Source organism: Psittacicella melopsittaci (assembly GCF_003585925.1).
GTDB classification, from domain to species: Bacteria; Pseudomonadota; Gammaproteobacteria; order Enterobacterales; family Psittacicellaceae; genus Psittacicella; species Psittacicella melopsittaci.
The window spans coordinates 82,341-99,926 of the sequence record NZ_NRJH01000018.1; the positions used below are offsets into that span (position 1 = coordinate 82,341).

General features: G+C 36.3%; 15 protein-coding genes. 3 read left to right on the forward strand and 12 right to left on the reverse strand.

What is annotated here, in order from left to right:
* Nucleotides 1-7: 7 nt before the first annotated feature.
* From CJP74_RS02480 to xseA, 7 genes are all read right to left on the reverse strand, one after another.
* Nucleotides 8-847 carry a 5'-nucleotidase, lipoprotein e(P4) family gene (locus CJP74_RS02480; protein WP_222986857.1) on the reverse strand — a complete coding sequence of 280 codons (840 nt, stop codon included), beginning with the start codon at nt 845-847 and terminating at the stop codon, nt 8-10.
* A 137-nt stretch (nt 848-984) separates the two neighbouring features.
* Nucleotides 985-1,647, reverse strand: a complete 663-nt coding sequence (locus CJP74_RS02485; RefSeq protein ID WP_119496702.1) for a nitroreductase — start codon at nt 1,645-1,647, stop codon at nt 985-987.
* A gap of 85 nt (nt 1,648-1,732) precedes the next feature.
* Nucleotides 1,733-2,407, reverse strand: coding sequence for an NAAT family transporter (locus tag CJP74_RS02490; protein ID WP_119496703.1), 675 nt, complete (start codon nt 2,405-2,407; stop codon nt 1,733-1,735).
* A 140-nt stretch (nt 2,408-2,547) separates the two neighbouring features.
* A complete protein-coding gene (locus tag CJP74_RS02495) occupies nt 2,548-4,593 on the reverse strand; it encodes a S49 family peptidase (RefSeq protein ID WP_119496704.1) in 2,046 nt (681 codons plus the stop codon).
* A 17-nt stretch (nt 4,594-4,610) separates the two neighbouring features.
* A complete protein-coding gene (locus CJP74_RS02500) occupies nt 4,611-6,587 on the reverse strand; it encodes a S49 family peptidase (RefSeq protein ID WP_119496705.1) in 1,977 nt (658 codons plus the stop codon).
* Between the two features lie 151 nt (nt 6,588-6,738).
* Nucleotides 6,739-8,025 (reverse strand): DNA adenine methylase, encoded by a 1,287-nt coding sequence (locus tag CJP74_RS02505; RefSeq protein WP_119496706.1) that lies wholly within the window; start codon nt 8,023-8,025, stop codon nt 6,739-6,741.
* 6 nt (nt 8,026-8,031) lie between these two features.
* Nucleotides 8,032-9,930 carry an exodeoxyribonuclease VII large subunit gene (xseA, locus tag CJP74_RS02510; protein ID WP_119496707.1) on the reverse strand — a complete coding sequence of 633 codons (1,899 nt, stop codon included), beginning with the start codon at nt 9,928-9,930 and terminating at the stop codon, nt 8,032-8,034.
* Nucleotides 9,931-10,081: 151 nt separating this feature from the next.
* Between xseA and def the strand changes: the two genes are divergently transcribed.
* From def to rsmB, 3 genes are read left to right on the forward strand one after another with little or no spacing between them, the layout of a single operon-like run.
* Nucleotides 10,082-10,615, forward strand: coding sequence for a peptide deformylase (gene def, locus CJP74_RS02515; protein ID WP_119496708.1), 534 nt, complete (start codon nt 10,082-10,084; stop codon nt 10,613-10,615).
* 59 nt (nt 10,616-10,674) lie between these two features.
* The gene (fmt, locus tag CJP74_RS02520; RefSeq protein WP_119496709.1) at nt 10,675-11,694 is read left to right on the forward strand and encodes a methionyl-tRNA formyltransferase; all 1,020 of its coding nucleotides are present in this window, start codon (nt 10,675-10,677) and stop codon (nt 11,692-11,694) included.
* Nucleotides 11,695-11,705: 11 nt separating this feature from the next.
* The gene (rsmB, locus tag CJP74_RS02525; protein ID WP_119496710.1) at nt 11,706-13,244 is read left to right on the forward strand and encodes a 16S rRNA (cytosine(967)-C(5))-methyltransferase RsmB; all 1,539 of its coding nucleotides are present in this window, start codon (nt 11,706-11,708) and stop codon (nt 13,242-13,244) included.
* A gap of 95 nt (nt 13,245-13,339) precedes the next feature.
* Here the strand turns inward: rsmB and CJP74_RS02530 are convergent, their stop codons facing one another.
* The 5 genes from CJP74_RS02530 to CJP74_RS08285 form a co-directional block, all read right to left on the reverse strand.
* A complete protein-coding gene (locus CJP74_RS02530; RefSeq protein ID WP_119496711.1) occupies nt 13,340-13,918 on the reverse strand; it encodes a TerD family protein in 579 nt (192 codons plus the stop codon).
* A gap of 247 nt (nt 13,919-14,165) precedes the next feature.
* The gene (locus CJP74_RS02535; RefSeq protein WP_119496712.1) at nt 14,166-14,810 is read right to left on the reverse strand and encodes a stress protein; all 645 of its coding nucleotides are present in this window, start codon (nt 14,808-14,810) and stop codon (nt 14,166-14,168) included.
* Between the two features lie 13 nt (nt 14,811-14,823).
* The gene (locus tag CJP74_RS02540; RefSeq protein ID WP_119496713.1) at nt 14,824-15,402 is read right to left on the reverse strand and encodes a TerD family protein; all 579 of its coding nucleotides are present in this window, start codon (nt 15,400-15,402) and stop codon (nt 14,824-14,826) included.
* Nucleotides 15,403-15,436: 34 nt separating this feature from the next.
* Nucleotides 15,437-16,936, reverse strand: coding sequence for a helix-hairpin-helix domain-containing protein (locus tag CJP74_RS02545; protein WP_119496714.1), 1,500 nt, complete (start codon nt 16,934-16,936; stop codon nt 15,437-15,439).
* Nucleotides 16,929-17,586: hypothetical protein (locus tag CJP74_RS08285; protein ID WP_427909962.1), on the reverse strand; the 658-nt coding region annotated here is incomplete at its 5' end. The genes CJP74_RS02545 and CJP74_RS08285, both read right to left, overlap by 8 nt.

Genomic DNA, 17,586 nt, shown 5'->3' on the forward strand with positions numbered 1-17,586 from the left:
TGTCTAACTATTGATAGTTAGATAAGTCCCAAGCTTCAATTGCTTCTAAAACTAGTTTATTTTGTTGCGCTAAACTGTTTTTATAGAAATCTGTAGCTAAAGAACTTAACCAGTTACCATACATTGGGTTTGGAATAACAATGTATTTGCTACCAAAATTAGCTTTGTTTGCATCTACCCAAGCATTACGAGTTTCTGTAGTTGTATATTGCCCTGCACCTGGGAAATCACGTAAGTTGTCCCCTACGTAAACTACTACATTACTTTTAGCTTGCGCTTGGGCAAAACGAGGTTCTTTTGTAGAAACTGAGCCTTTTAGTAAAACTGTATCATTAGATACACCAGGGAAACCTAAAGCAATTAGAGTAGCTTTAGTATATTCGATATTTTCTTGTGTACGGTTAGATACATAGTATACAACCCCACCATTTTTTACTACATGTTGAGCAAACTCAAGTGCGCCAGGAATAGCTGTTGGTTTACCTGTTTGCTCCCATTTTCTCCAGTTTTTAGAATTGTACGGAATACCATATTTAGCAATTCCACCTTGGAAACCACTATTGTCGATCATAGTTTCATCTAAGTCAACTACAACAGCTTTTGCTTTACCAGGTACTCTTTTTGCTTTATCAAAAGCTACAGTAGCTGTATTAAACGCTTGATAAGCTAAAGCACGATATTCTCCTGCATTTTGCACCCAAGCTGTTGCAGACACTAAATAAGTACCAGCTACTTGAGGAGGAGTTAAAGTTGTTACTGGTTCTGCTGTTTTAGGAGCAGTAGAACATGCAGCTAAAGATAAAGCCGCTAGAGCAGCAACTGATAGAGTTGATAATTTAGTTTTCACAAAAAACCTCAAAATTACTTAAAAAGTGGAAATTATAACTTCGCCTTCTAAGACAAGTTAAAAGGTTCAGATATGTACATGTATTTTAGCACTGTTTAAATAATTTTTTTGAAAAACTTTGCTGATTTTTATTTTAATTATTGATGAAACTTAACAACTTGCTCTACTGGCACACGTGTTGATTTAACTTGGTTAACTGGAGCATTATGATCCTCATAACCAAAAGATACGCCAATAATTAATTTGTAGTTTGGCTCAACGCCCAGAATCTCACGTAAAGGCTCAGCAAAAACCGTAAGCATAGTTTGAGGTACACCTGCAAAACCATGGTTAGTTAAGGACAGTAAAAAGTTTTCCACATATAAACCTAAATCAAAAGCAAGACGTACATTGTCACCTACACTTGGGAAAAAGAAAAAGGCTGCATGCGGAGCTCCATAAAAGTAATTTTCTTTGATTGCATTAAATCTCGCTTCTTTATCACCACGGTATATATTTCTTACATCAGCAAAAAGTTTAGCCGTTTCTTGTGCTCTTACTTTATTCTCTTCAGGATAAGCATCTAGCCCATAAGTAAAGTCAGGAGTTAATTCTTGCTTATCCCATAATTGGCAAAATAACTCTTGTAATTGAGCTAGTTTATTGCCTGACACTATATGCACTTGCCAAGGTTGAGTGTTTTGTGATGAAGGAGCTAGTTGAGCTTCTTCTAACACTAAATTAATTTGTGCTTGAGTTAATAAAGTCGATTGAAAGGCACGTACAGATTTACGTTGGCGTAACACTTGAGCAAATTCCATTTTTTTTCTCCTAGATATAAAGGTACATCTTTTATTGTACGGCAAAAATAAAATATCCTCTCAAAAAAATTGAGAGGATATTCTTTTACTTAATGAATAATGAAGGCATTAAATCTATACAACTAGAAATAACTGCTTGCACACCTATAGCAAGCATAAATAAGCCCATTACTCGGGTAATAACGTTAATTCCAGTTTGCCCTAAAAATCTTGTGATATAAGGAGAAACATAGAACATAAAATATACAATCACTGAATAAACCAGAGTTGTAACTATTAGAGCTAATAAAACCCAAATATTTTCTACACGTTCAGCCCAAAGAACGGCTGTAGAAATAGCTCCAGGACCTGCAATTAGAGGAAGAGCTAAAGGGACTACGGCAATACTTGAAGGTTGAAAATTCGAATCATCTTGAGTTGCCTTTTTAAGTTCATTTCTCTCTTCTTCATTTTGTTTTTGGCTACTCATAGCCCCTTTTAACATAGGAAAGGCAGCATTAGCAATAACTAAGCCCCCAGCAAGTCTAAAGGCACTATTGGAAATACCGAAAAATTGAAGAATATATGACCCTAAGAGCATCGAAACGATAATAATCACAAAAATAGAAATAGTTGCTAAAATTGCAACCTTGTTTCTTTCTCTCGGGTATAAATTAGAAGTTAAACTTATAAATACGGTCAAACCACTAAGTGGGTTTGTGATAGCAAAAATTGCCAAGAAAAATGACAAACAGGTGCCAAAGATATTTTGATCTAACATGCTAAGAAAAACCTATGGGTTTGCTTGAACTTTTATCTTATGTTGTTAATTTTAACATATAAAAAGGTAAGGCGAAAATATTTTTAGTACCAGTTAAAAATAATCTCACTCCCGCAGGAGTGAGATTTTTAGCTACTCTATTAACGAGTAATACGTACTAATAATTCATTAAAATAGCTGTTAAATTGGCTGTATTTGCTTTCTGCTAAAGGAGCAGTATTTTTTGCTGTTGGCGTTAAGCAAACTTCACAAATACTTAAAATAGCACCAGCATTTTGTTGTTCGAATTTTAATACTTGATAAGCTGTTTGCGAAAGATTTAAAGCTTGACGTACTTGGAAATCTCTATAAGCTTGAAGCTCAGAGTTTAAAGTTGCCAGTACTGAGCTATATGGAGCGTCGTCTGGGTTAGCTTCGTACTTAACGATTGCACTTGCATCAAAGTTTTCATCTTTTTCTTTATTTAGTTTATCTAAATAAGCAAAAGCTTGGTCAATACCACCTACATCATCAACAAGTTTTAATTCAAGAGCTTGTTGACCTGTAAATACACGACCTTGATCTACTTTACTTACTTGTTCAGCATCAAGTTTTCTTGCTTGCGCAAATTGTTCAACTGCAGTTTCATATTGACCTTGAGCAATAACTTGACGATATTCTACAAACTCAGGTGAAACTAAAGATGAAGCATTGTTTACTACTAAACCTAATGGGAAAGGTAAACTACCACCAGGTGCTACTAATTGTGAGCCTTTGAAATATGAAGGGTTCATATTATAAAACGCACGTAAAGCATCAGTAGTATCAAGTAAAGTCGAAGAAGTATTAATACCACCTACTGGTACATATTTAGAGGCAATAATTGCATCTGCTCCAGTTGCAGCTAAATAAGCTGAACCTAAAAGACCATCACCTGTTAAAACAACAACTGGTACACCTGATTCAGAAATTTGACGTAAAGCACTGAAAAGTACTTGAGAGTCAGGTAAAGCTCCACCGATTGAATCTAAACGTAAAACTATACCTTTTACTTTACCTTTACCTTCAGCAGGAGCTCTTGCTAATACCGTACGACCTAAAAGAGCAGAAGCTACATCATTAGCATTAACCCCAGCTCCTTGTTGACCAAAGATACCTGAGTAGTAGTAAGTTAAGTAATAATCTTTGCTTGAGTAATCAGTTTTATCTTCGGCATCACGAACACGTTTGTCAGATAAGTATTCATCTAAATATACTAATTTAGGGAATTTATCCTCATCAACTCCCGCTAGCTCACGTAAGTAATCACCCCATTGGAAGCGAGAAAGAGCTTTATCATATAAGCCTCTTTCTACATATAATTCTGCATGACTTTTTAAACTATACGAGTCGTTTACTAAAGACTGGTAAGCAAAATTTTCTTCTGGTTTTATTACTAAAGGCTTGTCTGGGTGTGCTTGCGTACGTGCTTCATTGATATCCGCAAAAGCATAGTCAACTGGCACTAGAGCAATGTTGTTAATCGAAGTTTGGTTATCTTCGCTAAAGCCAGATTGTGATCTTAAAGCAGATAAACCATATTTACCTGTTTGGAAAGAGTAGTCTTTAATGCCGTAAGTTTGGTAGAAGTCTTTTAAGAAAAATGAACTTACTACTGAATTTACACTAAAGCCACCTACTTTATCCGTAATTAAAGTATCTGCATGGCGTAAAGCAACTAGATCACCTAAAGACCAGTAAACAGAATAACCAATTACAGGTTTTTTGTTATCTGTATCTTGTTTGAATTTTACAATTGCACGATCTAATTCTTCGTAAATTGCAAAGGTTTCAAAGTCACCACGATCAACATCAATTACAATTCCTTTAATACGATCGTCTTTGGCAGCAGCCTCAAACACTTGACGTAAAGTAGCAATTGAAACTTGACTAGGTACATCAAAGCCTAGATTTAAAGCTAGGTTATAGTAACCTGGAGAACGAGCTGATTTTTCCGTTACTGCATTTAAATCTAAGTATAAGAATTTTTCTCCCTCAAATTTTTGATCAACTTGAGCGGTTAATAATTTTGAATTTTGGCTTAGGTAAAGTGCTAATACTACTACGAGTAAACCAAAAACTGCAAATAGAGTAAATACTACCCATGATACAGCTTTATACACCGTTTTAACCAGCAGCCATAATACATATAATAATTTCTTTAACATAAATTATCCTCTATCTACTATTGGCCTTGGTTAGGAGAAATTAAACTATCATCAACACGAGCTTGGTAAGTACCAAACACTTGATCTTCTGGTGCAATTAAGTTGTTCACTAGATTTACAACAGAACTAAAATATCCCCCAGTAACTACATCAAATGTATTTAAAACACGTGTAGTTAAAGTATCACCAGTAATTGAATAACGACGTCCTGCGTTGTAATAAACTACAGGTAGTTTATCAATATCTTCAACTTTAACTTCATTGAGCGTACCCCTAGAGAACTTGTCTTCTTCACGTTCGTTTTGATATAAAACAATAAGTTCGCGAGCTTTGTTTACCGCTTCAGGTACACTACCAAAGCCGTCTACTAAACCTAAAGTTTTAGCATCTGTACCACCCCAAATGTGACCTTGAGATACGCGGTGTACTGCTTCTAAAGAGTCAAAGTGAGATTTACGACCTTCGTAAACTTGAGAAATAAAATGATGATAAGAATTAGTAATGCCAGCTTTCCACAGGTTTTTCACTTGATCGCCATATGGGTTTGCCCAACCTGCAACAAAGTATGGAATTCTAAAGCCAGTAGCAAATTGTTTACCATAACCTTGTGCATCTGCATGGATATCAAATTGTTCAATAAAGCGGTTAACATTGTAACCAGTGATTACTACCCCGATCGAACCTGTAATGGTTGTAGGTGAAGCATAGATGTAATCACTACCTGAAGATAACATGTAACCTGCCGAAGCTGCAAGATAACCTTGCGAAACTACTACAGGAATACCTTTAGCACGAATATCATCAATTGCTTGACGAATAGTTACCCCAGTTGAAGCCGAGCCGCCTGGAGAGTCAATACGTAAAACTAAAGCTTTTACATTATTTGCATTATAGTAAATTGCACGTAAGTATCTTAGAGTATTGTTAATTGAGATAACATCAGGAGCTGTACCACGAGATACCACATCTCCTACTAAAGCTACATAGGCAATGTGATCTTTATTGCGACTTGCGTTGAGATCAAAAAGAGGATTTTCAATTGCCGAAGCATAAGAAGCTAAACTAAAGTAGTTAGGTAATTTTTTATTTCTTGCATTACCTTGCACTTCTTCTGCCACAAGAGAATCAAAATCCGCTTTGGTAACTACCCCATCAAACCAACCTTGGTCTGTAAATGCTTGAGCAAAGTTACCTTTGTATTCTTTAAATAATTTTAATAGTGCCTCGTCTGATAAATCAAAGTCAGTTACTTGTTTATCATAGTTAGCTGCTACAGTTTTAATGGTATCAAGATAAATTTGATAGAAAGAATCATAAGTTGATTTTACATCTTGGTCTACTTGATATTTAACATCATCAAGAATTAAATCTTTATATAAAGATACACGTTGACCAACAAAGTCAATTTTAAATTTATCGTAAAAACCTTTATTAAATACCGCACCGTAAATAGGTCTTACAGGTCTTACAAAAGTACCTGGAGATACATAACGTTTGGTAGCTGCCGAAGCAATTAGTAAATCATAATTGGTTGCCGAGCCCTGAATAAATACATATACAGGTTTACCCGCATTTCTCACTTCTAATAAAGCTTCTGAGATTTCATATGCTTGTGCACCATTCCACTGACGAGCAGCAATAGTTACCGCAACTCCTTTTACTTTTTCATCAGTAGCGGCTTGTTTAAGTGCATAAACTTGCTCACTAAAAGAAAAACGATTGCTACGGCTGTTAACAAATAAGTTTGCCCAGCGACTAGCAGGAGTGCCATATACTGAAGTTTCATTAATTTCCCCTGAGGTTAAATTTAATAAAACTACTGCATCCTTTGGAGTAGATGACTTGAGTGGGTACTGAGTTTCAGTGTACTTATCGTAGATAGCAGTTGCTGATAAATACAGGACTACACCTAATACAGCATATACATTAAATACGATTGAAACAAAGAACTTAACAGTAGCCCAGATTTTGCAAACTGCGCCCTTTAAACTCATATTAATATTCACCCTTAGATCAAAATTTTTAGTTAATCTTAAATCTTATTTAGTAATACTCTAAGTTTATAAAAATAATTAATATTTTTAAATACTCTTATACTTTTATACCACATAAAACCCTAGATGTTAAGATCTATTAACTAAAAACTTAAAAATAGTTCGTAATTACTACCTCAAGAGTTCGACGGGCAAACTCTTCTTCACTATGTAACTCTTGTCCATCGGTATCGCGACGAATAAAGTTTATATTAAATCTATTCGTATGACACCAGTCTAAGAGTGCATAATTATATCTACCATTAAATTGAATATAAGTTGATAAAGCAAACTGAATTTGGTTCTTATCTAACTCTTCAATAAATAAATATAATTCCTCTTCGTCTTTTTCACTCCAAGTCGAAACTTGTAAATCCTCTTGATTTAAAATACAAGGTGGATCTAAAAAGACAAAAGCCTGTTCTTGAATTAACTGATTAATATCTAAATCTAAAAAGCTATTTTCTACAAACTCTATATGCTTGTTTTTGGTTGCTTCATAGAAAGCTTTAAACTTTTCTCGCGTTTTATAACTAAAGTCTCGCTTGCCTACCGGAAGGTTAAATTCGCCACTGCTATTAAAACGAGCAAAACTATTAAAACCAAAAATAATTAGCATTAGTAAGCGAATTAATAAGTCATCGGTATATTGAAGCTTTGGCTTGTGCTGTTTAGTTGCCTTATTAATTCGTAAACTAGACTGCTGTTCTTTATTTTGATCGGCAATAAAACGTAAAAAGTTTTTAATGCGAAGTTGACGCAGTAAATGATTAAAATCACTGCGCAGTTTTAAATAGGCTTCCCGGTTATAAACATTTAAACCATCATTAGATGTAGTTTGGTAATGGGCATAACCAAAAGCAGCCGAGTTAGAGAGATTATATCTTTCGGTAAAAAAGTCGATAGTGCGACTTAAACTTTCAAAGTCATGCTTTTGTAAAAATTGTAATAACTGGGTCATACAAGAGTTAGTATCAACACAGGTTATTACCTTGGCATTAGTATTAATACCAACATTACCAGCCCCAGAAAATACATCATAGAAAAAGTTTATATTCGGGGGAAATAATTTAACTATTTGATCGATTACCGAAGCTTTACTCCAGTTATAACTAAACGGAGAAGCAACAAATTCTTTAGGAGCCTTTTCTGGTTTGGTTACAACTTCCTCTTCTAAATCAAATAGCGGGGTAAAAGTATAGTCTTGCTCTTGAGCTTGCTTTTTCGGTTCTTTATCCTTTTCTCCCCCATAATTTAAGGCAGGAGGCGTATAACGCAGAGGAACTTTAGTATTGGCAGGAACATTTAACAAGAAATCTATATTTTGATCATATTTAGCGATATTTTGACTACTAAATAGATCGTCTTCTTTAAAATCATCGCTTTCAACTGCACTCATAAAATTCTATCTTTTTAATTCCTCAAGTAGGGTTTTTAGTTTTTCGAGATTTTTACTTGCCGAGAGCTTTTGCCCAAATTCACTTTGGGCGTTAATGCGGTTAACATGAGCTTCTAAACTACCGTCTTGCATTAAAATCTCAATTTGTTGATTTTCTTTAACCTGCTCAATTGAAGTTAAAGGGCGATTATCTTGGGCAACGATCATGGCATAACCCCGAGATAAAGGCAGTTTAGGGTCATACATTTCAACTTTTTGCACCAGATTGCTTAACAGGTTAGCTTTTTTCCGATATAAGCCACTTACTTTAAATTCGAGCTGTTGTTGTAAGTTTTGCACCCTATGCTCTAACTCGGCTAAATAACGGCCTAAGTCCAGACGAGCAATTTTGCTTTGATGCTCGGTTAGATTTTGCTGTTTGCCTAAAAGCTTAGCTTGAGCATGTTGTTTAAGCTTTTGCTCTAAATTTTGTAAGTTCTCTTGTTTGTAATTTAGGCTCTTAAGTACATCTAGGCTCTTAAATCTATTTTCACTTAAATTTAGCTCATAAGAACGCTTTAAAATCGCACTTTCGCCTAGAGCACTAACTTGAGCCTGATACTGCATAAGTTGGTTTTTATAGGTAAAAATCTTGCGATTAAAAGCACTACTTAAGAGATTGGTTAAATTAGCTAGAGTTTGACTATAACTAAAGACAATTCTTTGCGGATTGTATTTTTCTACTTCCTGTCTTATCGAACTTAAATAATTATTAAAACCAATAAAACGTTGCTGGAGGTTATAGACTAATCTTTGCTGTACTTGCCCTAAAGCCGCTCTACGATGTTGTAAATTATTGACAAATTTAAAATCTAACTCAGCTAAAGCTTGAGCAAATTGCTGTTGATATAGACTAATTTTTTTGCACGGATCAAGATAGGAAACGCGTTGATCAAAGTTTTGTACTATGCGTTGTAAGTTAGCAAAATAATTGTTTTTAGCGTTTTCTATCGCTCTATAGCTAGCAACCAGAATTGTCCGCAGTTGCACGCGGGCAGCACAAACATATTTAGCAGCTGCTGTTGGCGTTACACAAGAAAAATCTGCGACTAAATCGGTCAGAGGATTATCTACCTCATGCCCTACTGCCGAAATAATCGGAATTTGTGATCTAACTACTGCCTCAACTACTTCGAGTTCAGAAAAAGGTAATAAATCTTCAAAGGCACCGCCACCACGACCTATAATCAGTAAATCACAACGCTGTTCACTATTTGCTGTTTGTAGAGCATTAACTATGGTTGGTACAGCATTAACACCTTGCACATTACATTCATAGATAATAATTTTTATATCTGCCCCTTCATCAGCAAAGACCTTGAGCATATCTTTTACCCCCGCAGCTGCCGAAGAAGAGATAATCCCTACAGTTTTAGGAAAAGGAGGAATAGGCTTTTTATTTTCACTTCTTTGCCAGCCTTGCGCAAGAATATATTCTTTTATGCGTTGGATTTTTGCCAGCTGTTCTCCTACACCTCCAGCAATCCGCATGCGGTTAATATTTAATTGCATGCTACCACGTGCTTCATATACGGTCATTTCCCCATATACTTCAACCGTAGCTCCATCACAAAAATCTTCTTCTCTGCTTCCTGTTCGAGTAGCAAAATCTTTAATGCTCGTTTTATAATTCCACAGAGTGGCACTGATTACCGCATCGTTTTCTGTGTCTTTTAAAGTTAAATATGCATGACGACCTGAAGTTTTAAAACTTGAAATCTCGGCAACTAAGTATACTCCCCAAAATCTATCCCTAAAGTTAGCGTAGATCATTTGTAATAGAGCTGAAACCGAGATGGGCTTTATTTTAGGTTTAGTCTCAGTAACCTCAACTTCAATTTCGTTAAAATCTAATTCAAAGTCCATATGTTTAAATTGTAAAGGTTTTTCTTACTCTTTATTATACTGAATTTTTCTCTTTTCCTTAAAAGACTTTTGAGCCTCTTTATGTTAAAATCTACATCATAAAATCTCTTCAAATCCTTCTTGAGAAGATCAAGCTTCTTCTTATTTTATTATGACAGATACACTTACAGATATTTTTGAAATTGAAATTTATCCTGAAGATATTCTTCGAGCTCGCGCTCAAGAATACACCGAAGAAGAATTCGGTGAACAACTGCAAGCTCTAGGCGAAAAAATGCTTCGCACTATGTATGCAAGTGAAGGTATAGGTCTTGCAGCCAATCAGATAAACTTAGCTAAACGTATTATTGTTGTTGACGTAACTGAAGACAAAAGTAAACAATACATTATGATTAACCCTGAGATTACCTCTGCTCAAGGGGAAACGGCAATTGAAGAAGGGTGTTTATCAGTTCCTAATGTACGTGATTATGTAACTCGTGCCGAACGCATTACTTGTGTTTACTATGATCCACAAGGACAACAACATACGCTTGAAGCAGATGGCATTTTAGCTATTTGTATTCAACATGAAATAGATCACTTAAACGGTGTAATGTTCTTTGATCACTTAGATAGCTTTAAACGTAATCAAGCTATAGACAAAGTAAGAAAATATAAGAAAAAATTACAGCGTCTTAAATAGTCTACAAGGAACAGCTAGATCTGTTCCTTTTTCCGTATAACCCCTAAAGTAAGAGGCATATGAGCAATTCTAATTCCTTAAAAGTTTTATTTGCTGGTACCGCTGATTTTTCTGCGTCTTTTCTCGAGCCTATTTTAAATTCGCATCACCAAGTAATTGGTGTAGTTACCCAGCCAGATAAAGTATCGGGACGTGGCAAAAAAGTTCAAATGACTAAAGTTAAAGAACTTGCTGTTGCCCGTGATATTCCTGTATATCAATTTACTTCTTCTTTACGTCATCCAGAAAATTACCAAGAGCTCCTAAAACTAGACTTTGATATAATGGTAGTAGTTGCTTTTGGGGATATTTTACCAATAGAACTAATTGATTTTCCGCGTTATAAGTCAATCAATGTGCACCCTTCGCTTCTTCCATTTGGTCGTGGAGCTTCTCCAGTGCAAAATACTATTGCTAATGGTGATACTAGCACTGCTTTTTGTATTATCAAAATGGATGCAACTCTAGACACAGGTGATATTCTTTATCGCGAAGAAGTGGCTGTAGATGCCAAAGAAACCTCAGAAACTCTCTTTGCTAAATTATCGCAAATGGGCGGACCTATTTTAATTAAAGTGCTAGATAACATCCAACATTATCTTGATAACGCTAAGCCTCAAGATCCGCTAAATGTTCCTGAGCCTAAAAAAACCTATACGCGTAAAATCAAAAAAGAAAGTGGTCGCTTTGATCCAAATCAAGAAGCAATTACTCAAGAACGTAAACTCCGTGCTTACACGCCTTGGCCAGGTTTATTCTTTGCTCATCCTGAACAAGAAAACCAAGATATTAAAATTGTCCAAGCTCAAGCAGTAACTAACCTCGATGAAGTTAAAGCTAATTCTAAGTATGAAGAACTAGCTTCAGCGCAAGTAGGAACTATTAGTTTACAAACCGATAAAGCTATCTATGTACGCTGTGCTAATGACAGCTACTTAGAAATAACTCAAGTCCAGCTTCCTGGCAAAAAACCAACCGATATTAAGAGCTTACGTAATGGTTACCCAAATCTTTTAGCTCTTGGTAAACAAATTAATTAATAAGTTTTAACATGGCATTTTCTCATATTAAGCCTAAAAAAGATTTTTCTCCTCGCCCTAAAGCTAAGGCAAAAAACTCGCGTGATAATGCAAGCAATGCAAAGAAATTGCCGAGCAATGCAAACTTTGTCCATGTCGAAGCCTTAGAAAAATATGGCTTAAGTAAAGTAAAAAAAGAACTTTATGAAAACCCAAGGTTTCAGGCGGCTCTAAGCATTAAAAAAGTGCTGGAAGACAAATTATCCTTTTCAGGGGTTACTGAGCCAGCTTTAAAGGGCAAAGATCTAGGTTTTGCCTCTAATTTAGTTTATGGCGTCTTACGTTATTTACCGCAATTAAACTATATTAGTAATCAACTGCTAGATAAGTCATTTAAAAAAGAGCACTATTTTGCTCAATACATTCTCATGGTAGGTTTATATCAAGATATTTATATGAACCAAGCACAACATGCCGTTGTCTATGAAAATGTAGAAATAGTTAAGCAACTATTTGGTAAAGGGGTTGCTTCCTTAATTAACGCTTGCCTACGTAAATTCTTACGTGAAAAAGAAAGTCTATTAGAGGCAAGTAGTAAAGTAAGCCTGCTCCCAAAATGGCTAAATAACCTGCTCAGCGAACGTGTAGCTGAACCTCAATTTAGCCAAATGCTCAAAGTGCTCAATGACAATCCTCCTATGTGGCTAAGAGTTAATCGAGATAAAATTTCGCCTGAGAAATTTAAGCAGTTATTAACCTTTGCCCAAATAGAGTATGTTAGCCATCCTCAGCTCGAACAGGCTATTCTCTTACCTCAAGCTTTAGATGTACGCGATATTCCTGGCTTTGAACAAGGTCTATTTTCTGTGCAAGATTTACATGCCCAATTAGCAAGTTTAATCTTAACTAAAGACAATAGTCTAACCCAGCCAGTGATTCTGGATACTTGTTGTTCTCCAGGTGGAAAAACTACCCATCTCCTTGATCTTGTTCCGCAAGCGCTTATGATTGCAACAGATATAGATAAAACTCGTCTCAAACGTGTTTATGAAAATCTGCAACGCCTCAAATTACAAGCTCAAGTAGTAGCTGCAGACGCTCGCTATCCTGAATTCTGGCTCGAAAAGTCTATAGAGCAAGCTTATGCTCAACATAAACTTGAGCAACCTGCAACTAAGCCTGGCGTAGATCTAATGCTCTTAGATATTCCTTGCTCGGGAACAGGAGTGATTCGTCGTCATCCAGATATTAAATGGCTCCGTACTCCTGATGATATTGAGCGCTTAGCCCAAATTCAATTCCAAATTCTTGAAAAATCTTGGGCTTACTTAAAGGTTGGAGGTAAACTCCTCTATACTTCGTGTTCTATCTTAGGGCAAGAAAATGAACAAGTAGTAGAAAAATTCTTAAGCCAAGTTAAAAATGCTCAAGTAGAAGACATAACTCCATTTGTTAACCAACATATAGACTCTGACTATAGGATAGATGTTAACCTAGGGGTGCAGTTAATCAATACCGCAAAAGGTGGCGATGGCTTTTACTATTGTCTGCTAACAAAAACTGCAGATTAAATCTTTTACCTCAGAACCAAATTAATCGTTCTGAGGTATTTTTTTATGTAAAAAAAAGGTAGACCTAGGTCTACCTAATAATTCTCTCTAACTTATTATTCTACATCTACACCATAGTTTTTACATAGTGCGTATAGACCGTTTTGGTAACCTTGACCTATAGCACGGAATTTCCATTCTCCGTTTCTACGGTACACTTCACCAAATACCATTGCCGTCTCAGTACTATAATCTTCAGAAAGATCAAATCTTACAATTTCTTCCCCTGTATCATTATTTACTAGACGAATAAAAGCATTACTTACTTGACCAAAGTTTTGCTTACGAATTTCATAATCATGAATAGTTACGGTTACAAATAGAGAAGTAATTCTCTCTTCAATGCGATCAAGGTGAACAATTACACTTTCATCATCACCATCACCGTCACCTGTAAGGTTATCCCCAGTATGCTCAACACCACCACATGGAGATTTTAATTGGTTATAGAAAATAAAATAACTATCTGAAGGAACTTTACGATCAGCACCAGTCATAAATACACTAGCGTCTAAGTCAAAGTCTTGTCCATCACTTTCACGCGCATCCCAACCTAAACCAATTAAGATATTTTTTAAATTAGGATCTGTTCTACTTAAGGAAATGTTTTGTCCTTTAGTTAATGAAATCGCCATTATCTTCTCCAATATTTATAGTATTTTTATTACAGATATTTCTTAAAGTCAAACAAGCAATCTTATTTAAACTTTAGCTCTCTTCGCTAGCTTTTAATGTCAAGATAAAATAAGATTGGTTATTCTTTTTCCCAAATTACCAAAGGCCAAAATTTTTACTGCTTGTTACTCTAAGATATAAATCTAGCAAACTAAGGTAGACCTAAGTCTACCTTAGTTGCTAAATTATCACGTTCGAATAAAAGGATTATTTTGAACCCGCAGTGAATGCAAAGCCCCAATTATAGTATTGGCTACAGTCTGCATGTCCATCAAAGAAGGTAACTTCTTTACTAACTGACATTTGTGAGCCATAGAAGTCAATTGAAGCAATTACACAGAACTTTTTATCTGTGGTTTGTTTACCTAGTTCTACAACAATTTCTGGCTGATTAGGTACTTTTACTGTAACTACAGCATCTGAGTCAGACCATTTAGCTGCACCTTCGTAAATAAAGCAGTAAATTACTAGTTTTCTTAACTCATGTGCACCTGCTGGATTTACAAGAATATTTTCCCCTTGAGCTGAGCTACCACTACGGTCATCGCCACAGTGCCATACCCAAGGAGCTTGGGTATAACAACCTTGTCGAGTTAGCGTATTGCGTGAACCACCACGTCCATGGGAAAACTGTACGCCATCAATTAAAGAAGCAGTACCGTCTTGTAATTGCCAGTAACAACCTAAATCTAAGTCGATAGATTTATCCTTAAAGAGGCTAGAAAAGAACCCCTTTGATTCTTTTTGGTTCCAGTTTAGGTTGATAGTAATCTGTTTATCCGCTGATTTTGAGAGGTCAATTTTATGAGAATCACCCTTTTTTTCAAGAGTAATCTTATTTAATGAAACCATTAGTCCTCCCTAATTAACGGATGTTTACACCATATTGTTGACAAAGAGCTAATAGACCACCTTGGTAACCTTGACCTATAGCACGGAATTTCCACTCACCATTGTGACGGTAGAGTTGACCAAATACCATTGCTGTTTCAATACTATAGTCTTCAGATAAGTCGAATCTTACTAACTCTTCATTAGTGTTTTCATTTACAATACGGATAAATGCATTGCTCACTTGACCAAAGTTTTGTCCACGTGCTTCAGCTTCGTGAATAGTTACGGTAATAAAAATTGAAGTAACATTTGCTGGTAAAGTGCTTAAGTTAACTAAAATGCTTTCGTCATCACCATCACCGTCACCTGTTAGGTTATCACCTGTGTGTTGTACGCTTCCGCAAGGAGATTTTGGTTGATTATAAAAAACGAAATGACTATCAGATAAAACTTTACCATTATCACCAGTTAAGAATACACTTGCATCTAAGTCAAAGTCATTGCCGTTTGTAGAACGAGCATCCCAACCTAAACCTACAAGTACATTAGTTAAACTTGGATCAGTTCTACTTAATGATACGTTTTGTCCTTTAGTTAATGAAATAGCCATGTTTATTTCTCCGTTGTTAATAAAATTAAAATCCTTAAACACCCGCTAGTTGAACAACTATTAGGCGTCCACCTTGACCTTTTTTCAGTAAAATTTGTGCATTATTTTCTAACTTCACATTCCCACCAATAGGAATAGGTTTTTTAGATCTAACGTCCACCATATCAGGAAGGTTTTCGTTAACTAACCACCAATCCCCATGGTGAAAAACAAAGTAACCAACCCGTTTAGAATCTTCGGGTTTTAGTTTTTCATTTGGGAAAATGCTGTTATCAACATGCCATTTAAACAGCGACTGGCCGTTATAAACCATAATCCGATGATTATCAGGTCTATAGCTTCCATTAGGTGCTGCTGAATAAAGGTTAAGAACAGGTAACTTACCTTTGTGACTTGTACCACAGAAAGGACATTTAGGTGATCTTGAATTATCAAAAGCAAACCATTTTTGTTCACAATCTGGGTTTTGACAAGGTTGTAAAAGGTCTACAGTTTTAACTAGAGCACTTTCCCACTCATCGGCAGTTGGACGTGCATTTGGTTTATGTAAGCCATCTATAAAAGCACGCTTAAATAGATCACTTAAGTAAACACCCGTAGCTGTATACGGAATTTTTGTCGTATCTTTCCAAGGAAGATCGCTTTTTCTTAAATTTTGTACTTTAATACGATTACTAGTATCAGTAGGGTGCTCAATGAAAAGAGCTTTTTCTCCCATACCTAACTCTTCATCACGTTGACTATCGTTAACATCGTGAACCTTGTCTCCACGTAATGGATGACGATAGAGAAGATACATGTAGATAAGTACAGCTAAAGCATGTAAGTCAGTTGTACGACTTGGAAGAATACGCTTAGGATCCTTTTTATCTAAATGTTGTGTTGCCACAACTTCTGGGGCAATAAAGTCAGGGGTACCTACTACTGTAGGTGGGTGTTTACCAGGTACAACTAAGCCATCGATATCAATTAAACAAGCTTGTCCTGTAGTTGGATCGATTAAGCAGTTTTTATAACCTAGATCACTGTGACTTAAACCCGCCATGTGCATACGACGTACAGCACGTGCTAACATTAGGCAAACTTTTAAGTGTAGCATCCAATCGCCAAGCTCTCTTGGATCAAGGAATTTACTTCGGTTAGAGGCACTCGCAAACCATTTACCGTCTTTATCCTTACCTTTAATATTTAGCATATCGTTATTACGACTACCATAAGTAAAGAAGAAGCAATCACGGTAGAATGGGCTTACTACCCCTAATTTACCTTGATATTCCACTACAGCCGTTGGCCAACAAAATAGGTTTTTTAGATAATCACCACCTTCTTGAAGAAAGATTTTTTCGCGGTAAATACCAGTGATCATCTCTAAACGTTCTTTAGTTGCTTGATCTGCAGGTTCACGGAAAAATGCTACAACATAGTCTTTGTTAGGGGAGAACATAACATCTTTCATTCCCCCTTGTGCTTTTACCTCTTCAACAAACTGAATAGTTTCACCATTCGTTGCTGTGAGAGTAACGATTTTACTCATTTTCCTTCTCCTTATTTACACTTTCTGGTGTACTTTGATCTGAAGAAGTGTGTTCGTTTTTCTGTTTGTTTTGGAACTCCATTGTCTCTTTTAGAACGTCATCATCTAACTTTTGCTCATCTACAGTAGCTTGAGTTTCTTCTGCAAGTGTTGCTGTATCAGATTGACCTTCCCCAGCTTGAGGTGCAGTTGTATCTTGAACTGCTCCAGCTCCTGCTGTTGGTATAGTTTGACCTGCTCCAGCTCCTGCTGATGGTGTAGTTTCACCTTCTCCAGCTCCTGCTGTTGGTGTAGTTTCACCTTCTCCAGCTCCTGCTGGTGGTGTAATTTCACCTGCTCCAGCTCCTGCTGATGGTGTAGTTTGAACTGCTCCAGCTCCTGCTGTTGGTGTAATTTCACCTTCTCCAGCTCCTGCTGATGGTGTAGTTTGAACTGCTCCAGCTCCTGCTGGTGGTGTAGTTTCACCTTCTCCAGCTCCTGCTGATGGTGTAGTTTCACCTTCTCCAGCTCCTGCTGATGGTGTAGTTTGAACTGCTCCAGCTCCTGCTGGTGGTGTAGTTTCACCTTCTACAGCTCCTGCTGATGGTGTAGTTTGAACTGCTCCAGTCCCTGCTGGTGGTGTAGTTTGATCTGCTCCAGCCCCTGCTGAT

Excerpts from the sequence above, each read along its gene's own strand:
- CJP74_RS02485 (WP_119496702.1), bottom strand. The coding sequence starts at position 1,647 with ATGGAATTTGCTCAAGTGTTACGCCAACGTAAATCTGTACGTGCCTTT.
- CJP74_RS02500 (WP_119496705.1), bottom strand. The coding sequence starts at position 6,587 with ATGAGTTTAAAGGGCGCAGTTTGCAAAATCTGGGCTACTGTTAAGTTC.
- CJP74_RS02530 (WP_119496711.1), bottom strand. The coding sequence starts at position 13,918 with ATGGCGATTTCATTAACTAAAGGACAAAACATTTCCTTAAGTAGAACA.
- CJP74_RS02540 (WP_119496713.1), bottom strand. The coding sequence starts at position 15,402 with ATGGCTATTTCATTAACTAAAGGACAAAACGTATCATTAAGTAGAACT.
- def (WP_119496708.1), top strand. The coding sequence starts at position 10,082 with ATGACAGATACACTTACAGATATTTTTGAAATTGAAATTTATCCTGAA.
- rsmB (WP_119496710.1), top strand. The coding sequence starts at position 11,706 with ATGGCATTTTCTCATATTAAGCCTAAAAAAGATTTTTCTCCTCGCCCT.
- CJP74_RS02545 (WP_119496714.1), bottom strand. The coding sequence starts at position 16,936 with ATGAGTAAAATCGTTACTCTCACAGCAACGAATGGTGAAACTATTCAG.
- CJP74_RS02535 (WP_119496712.1), bottom strand. The coding sequence starts at position 14,810 with ATGGTTTCATTAAATAAGATTACTCTTGAAAAAAAGGGTGATTCTCAT.
- CJP74_RS02505 (WP_119496706.1), bottom strand. The coding sequence starts at position 8,025 with ATGAGTGCAGTTGAAAGCGATGATTTTAAAGAAGACGATCTATTTAGT.
- CJP74_RS02495 (WP_119496704.1), bottom strand. The coding sequence starts at position 4,593 with ATGTTAAAGAAATTATTATATGTATTATGGCTGCTGGTTAAAACGGTG.
- CJP74_RS02490 (WP_119496703.1), bottom strand. The coding sequence starts at position 2,407 with ATGTTAGATCAAAATATCTTTGGCACCTGTTTGTCATTTTTCTTGGCA.
- fmt (WP_119496709.1), top strand. The coding sequence starts at position 10,675 with ATGAGCAATTCTAATTCCTTAAAAGTTTTATTTGCTGGTACCGCTGAT.
- xseA (WP_119496707.1), bottom strand. The coding sequence starts at position 9,930 with ATGGACTTTGAATTAGATTTTAACGAAATTGAAGTTGAGGTTACTGAG.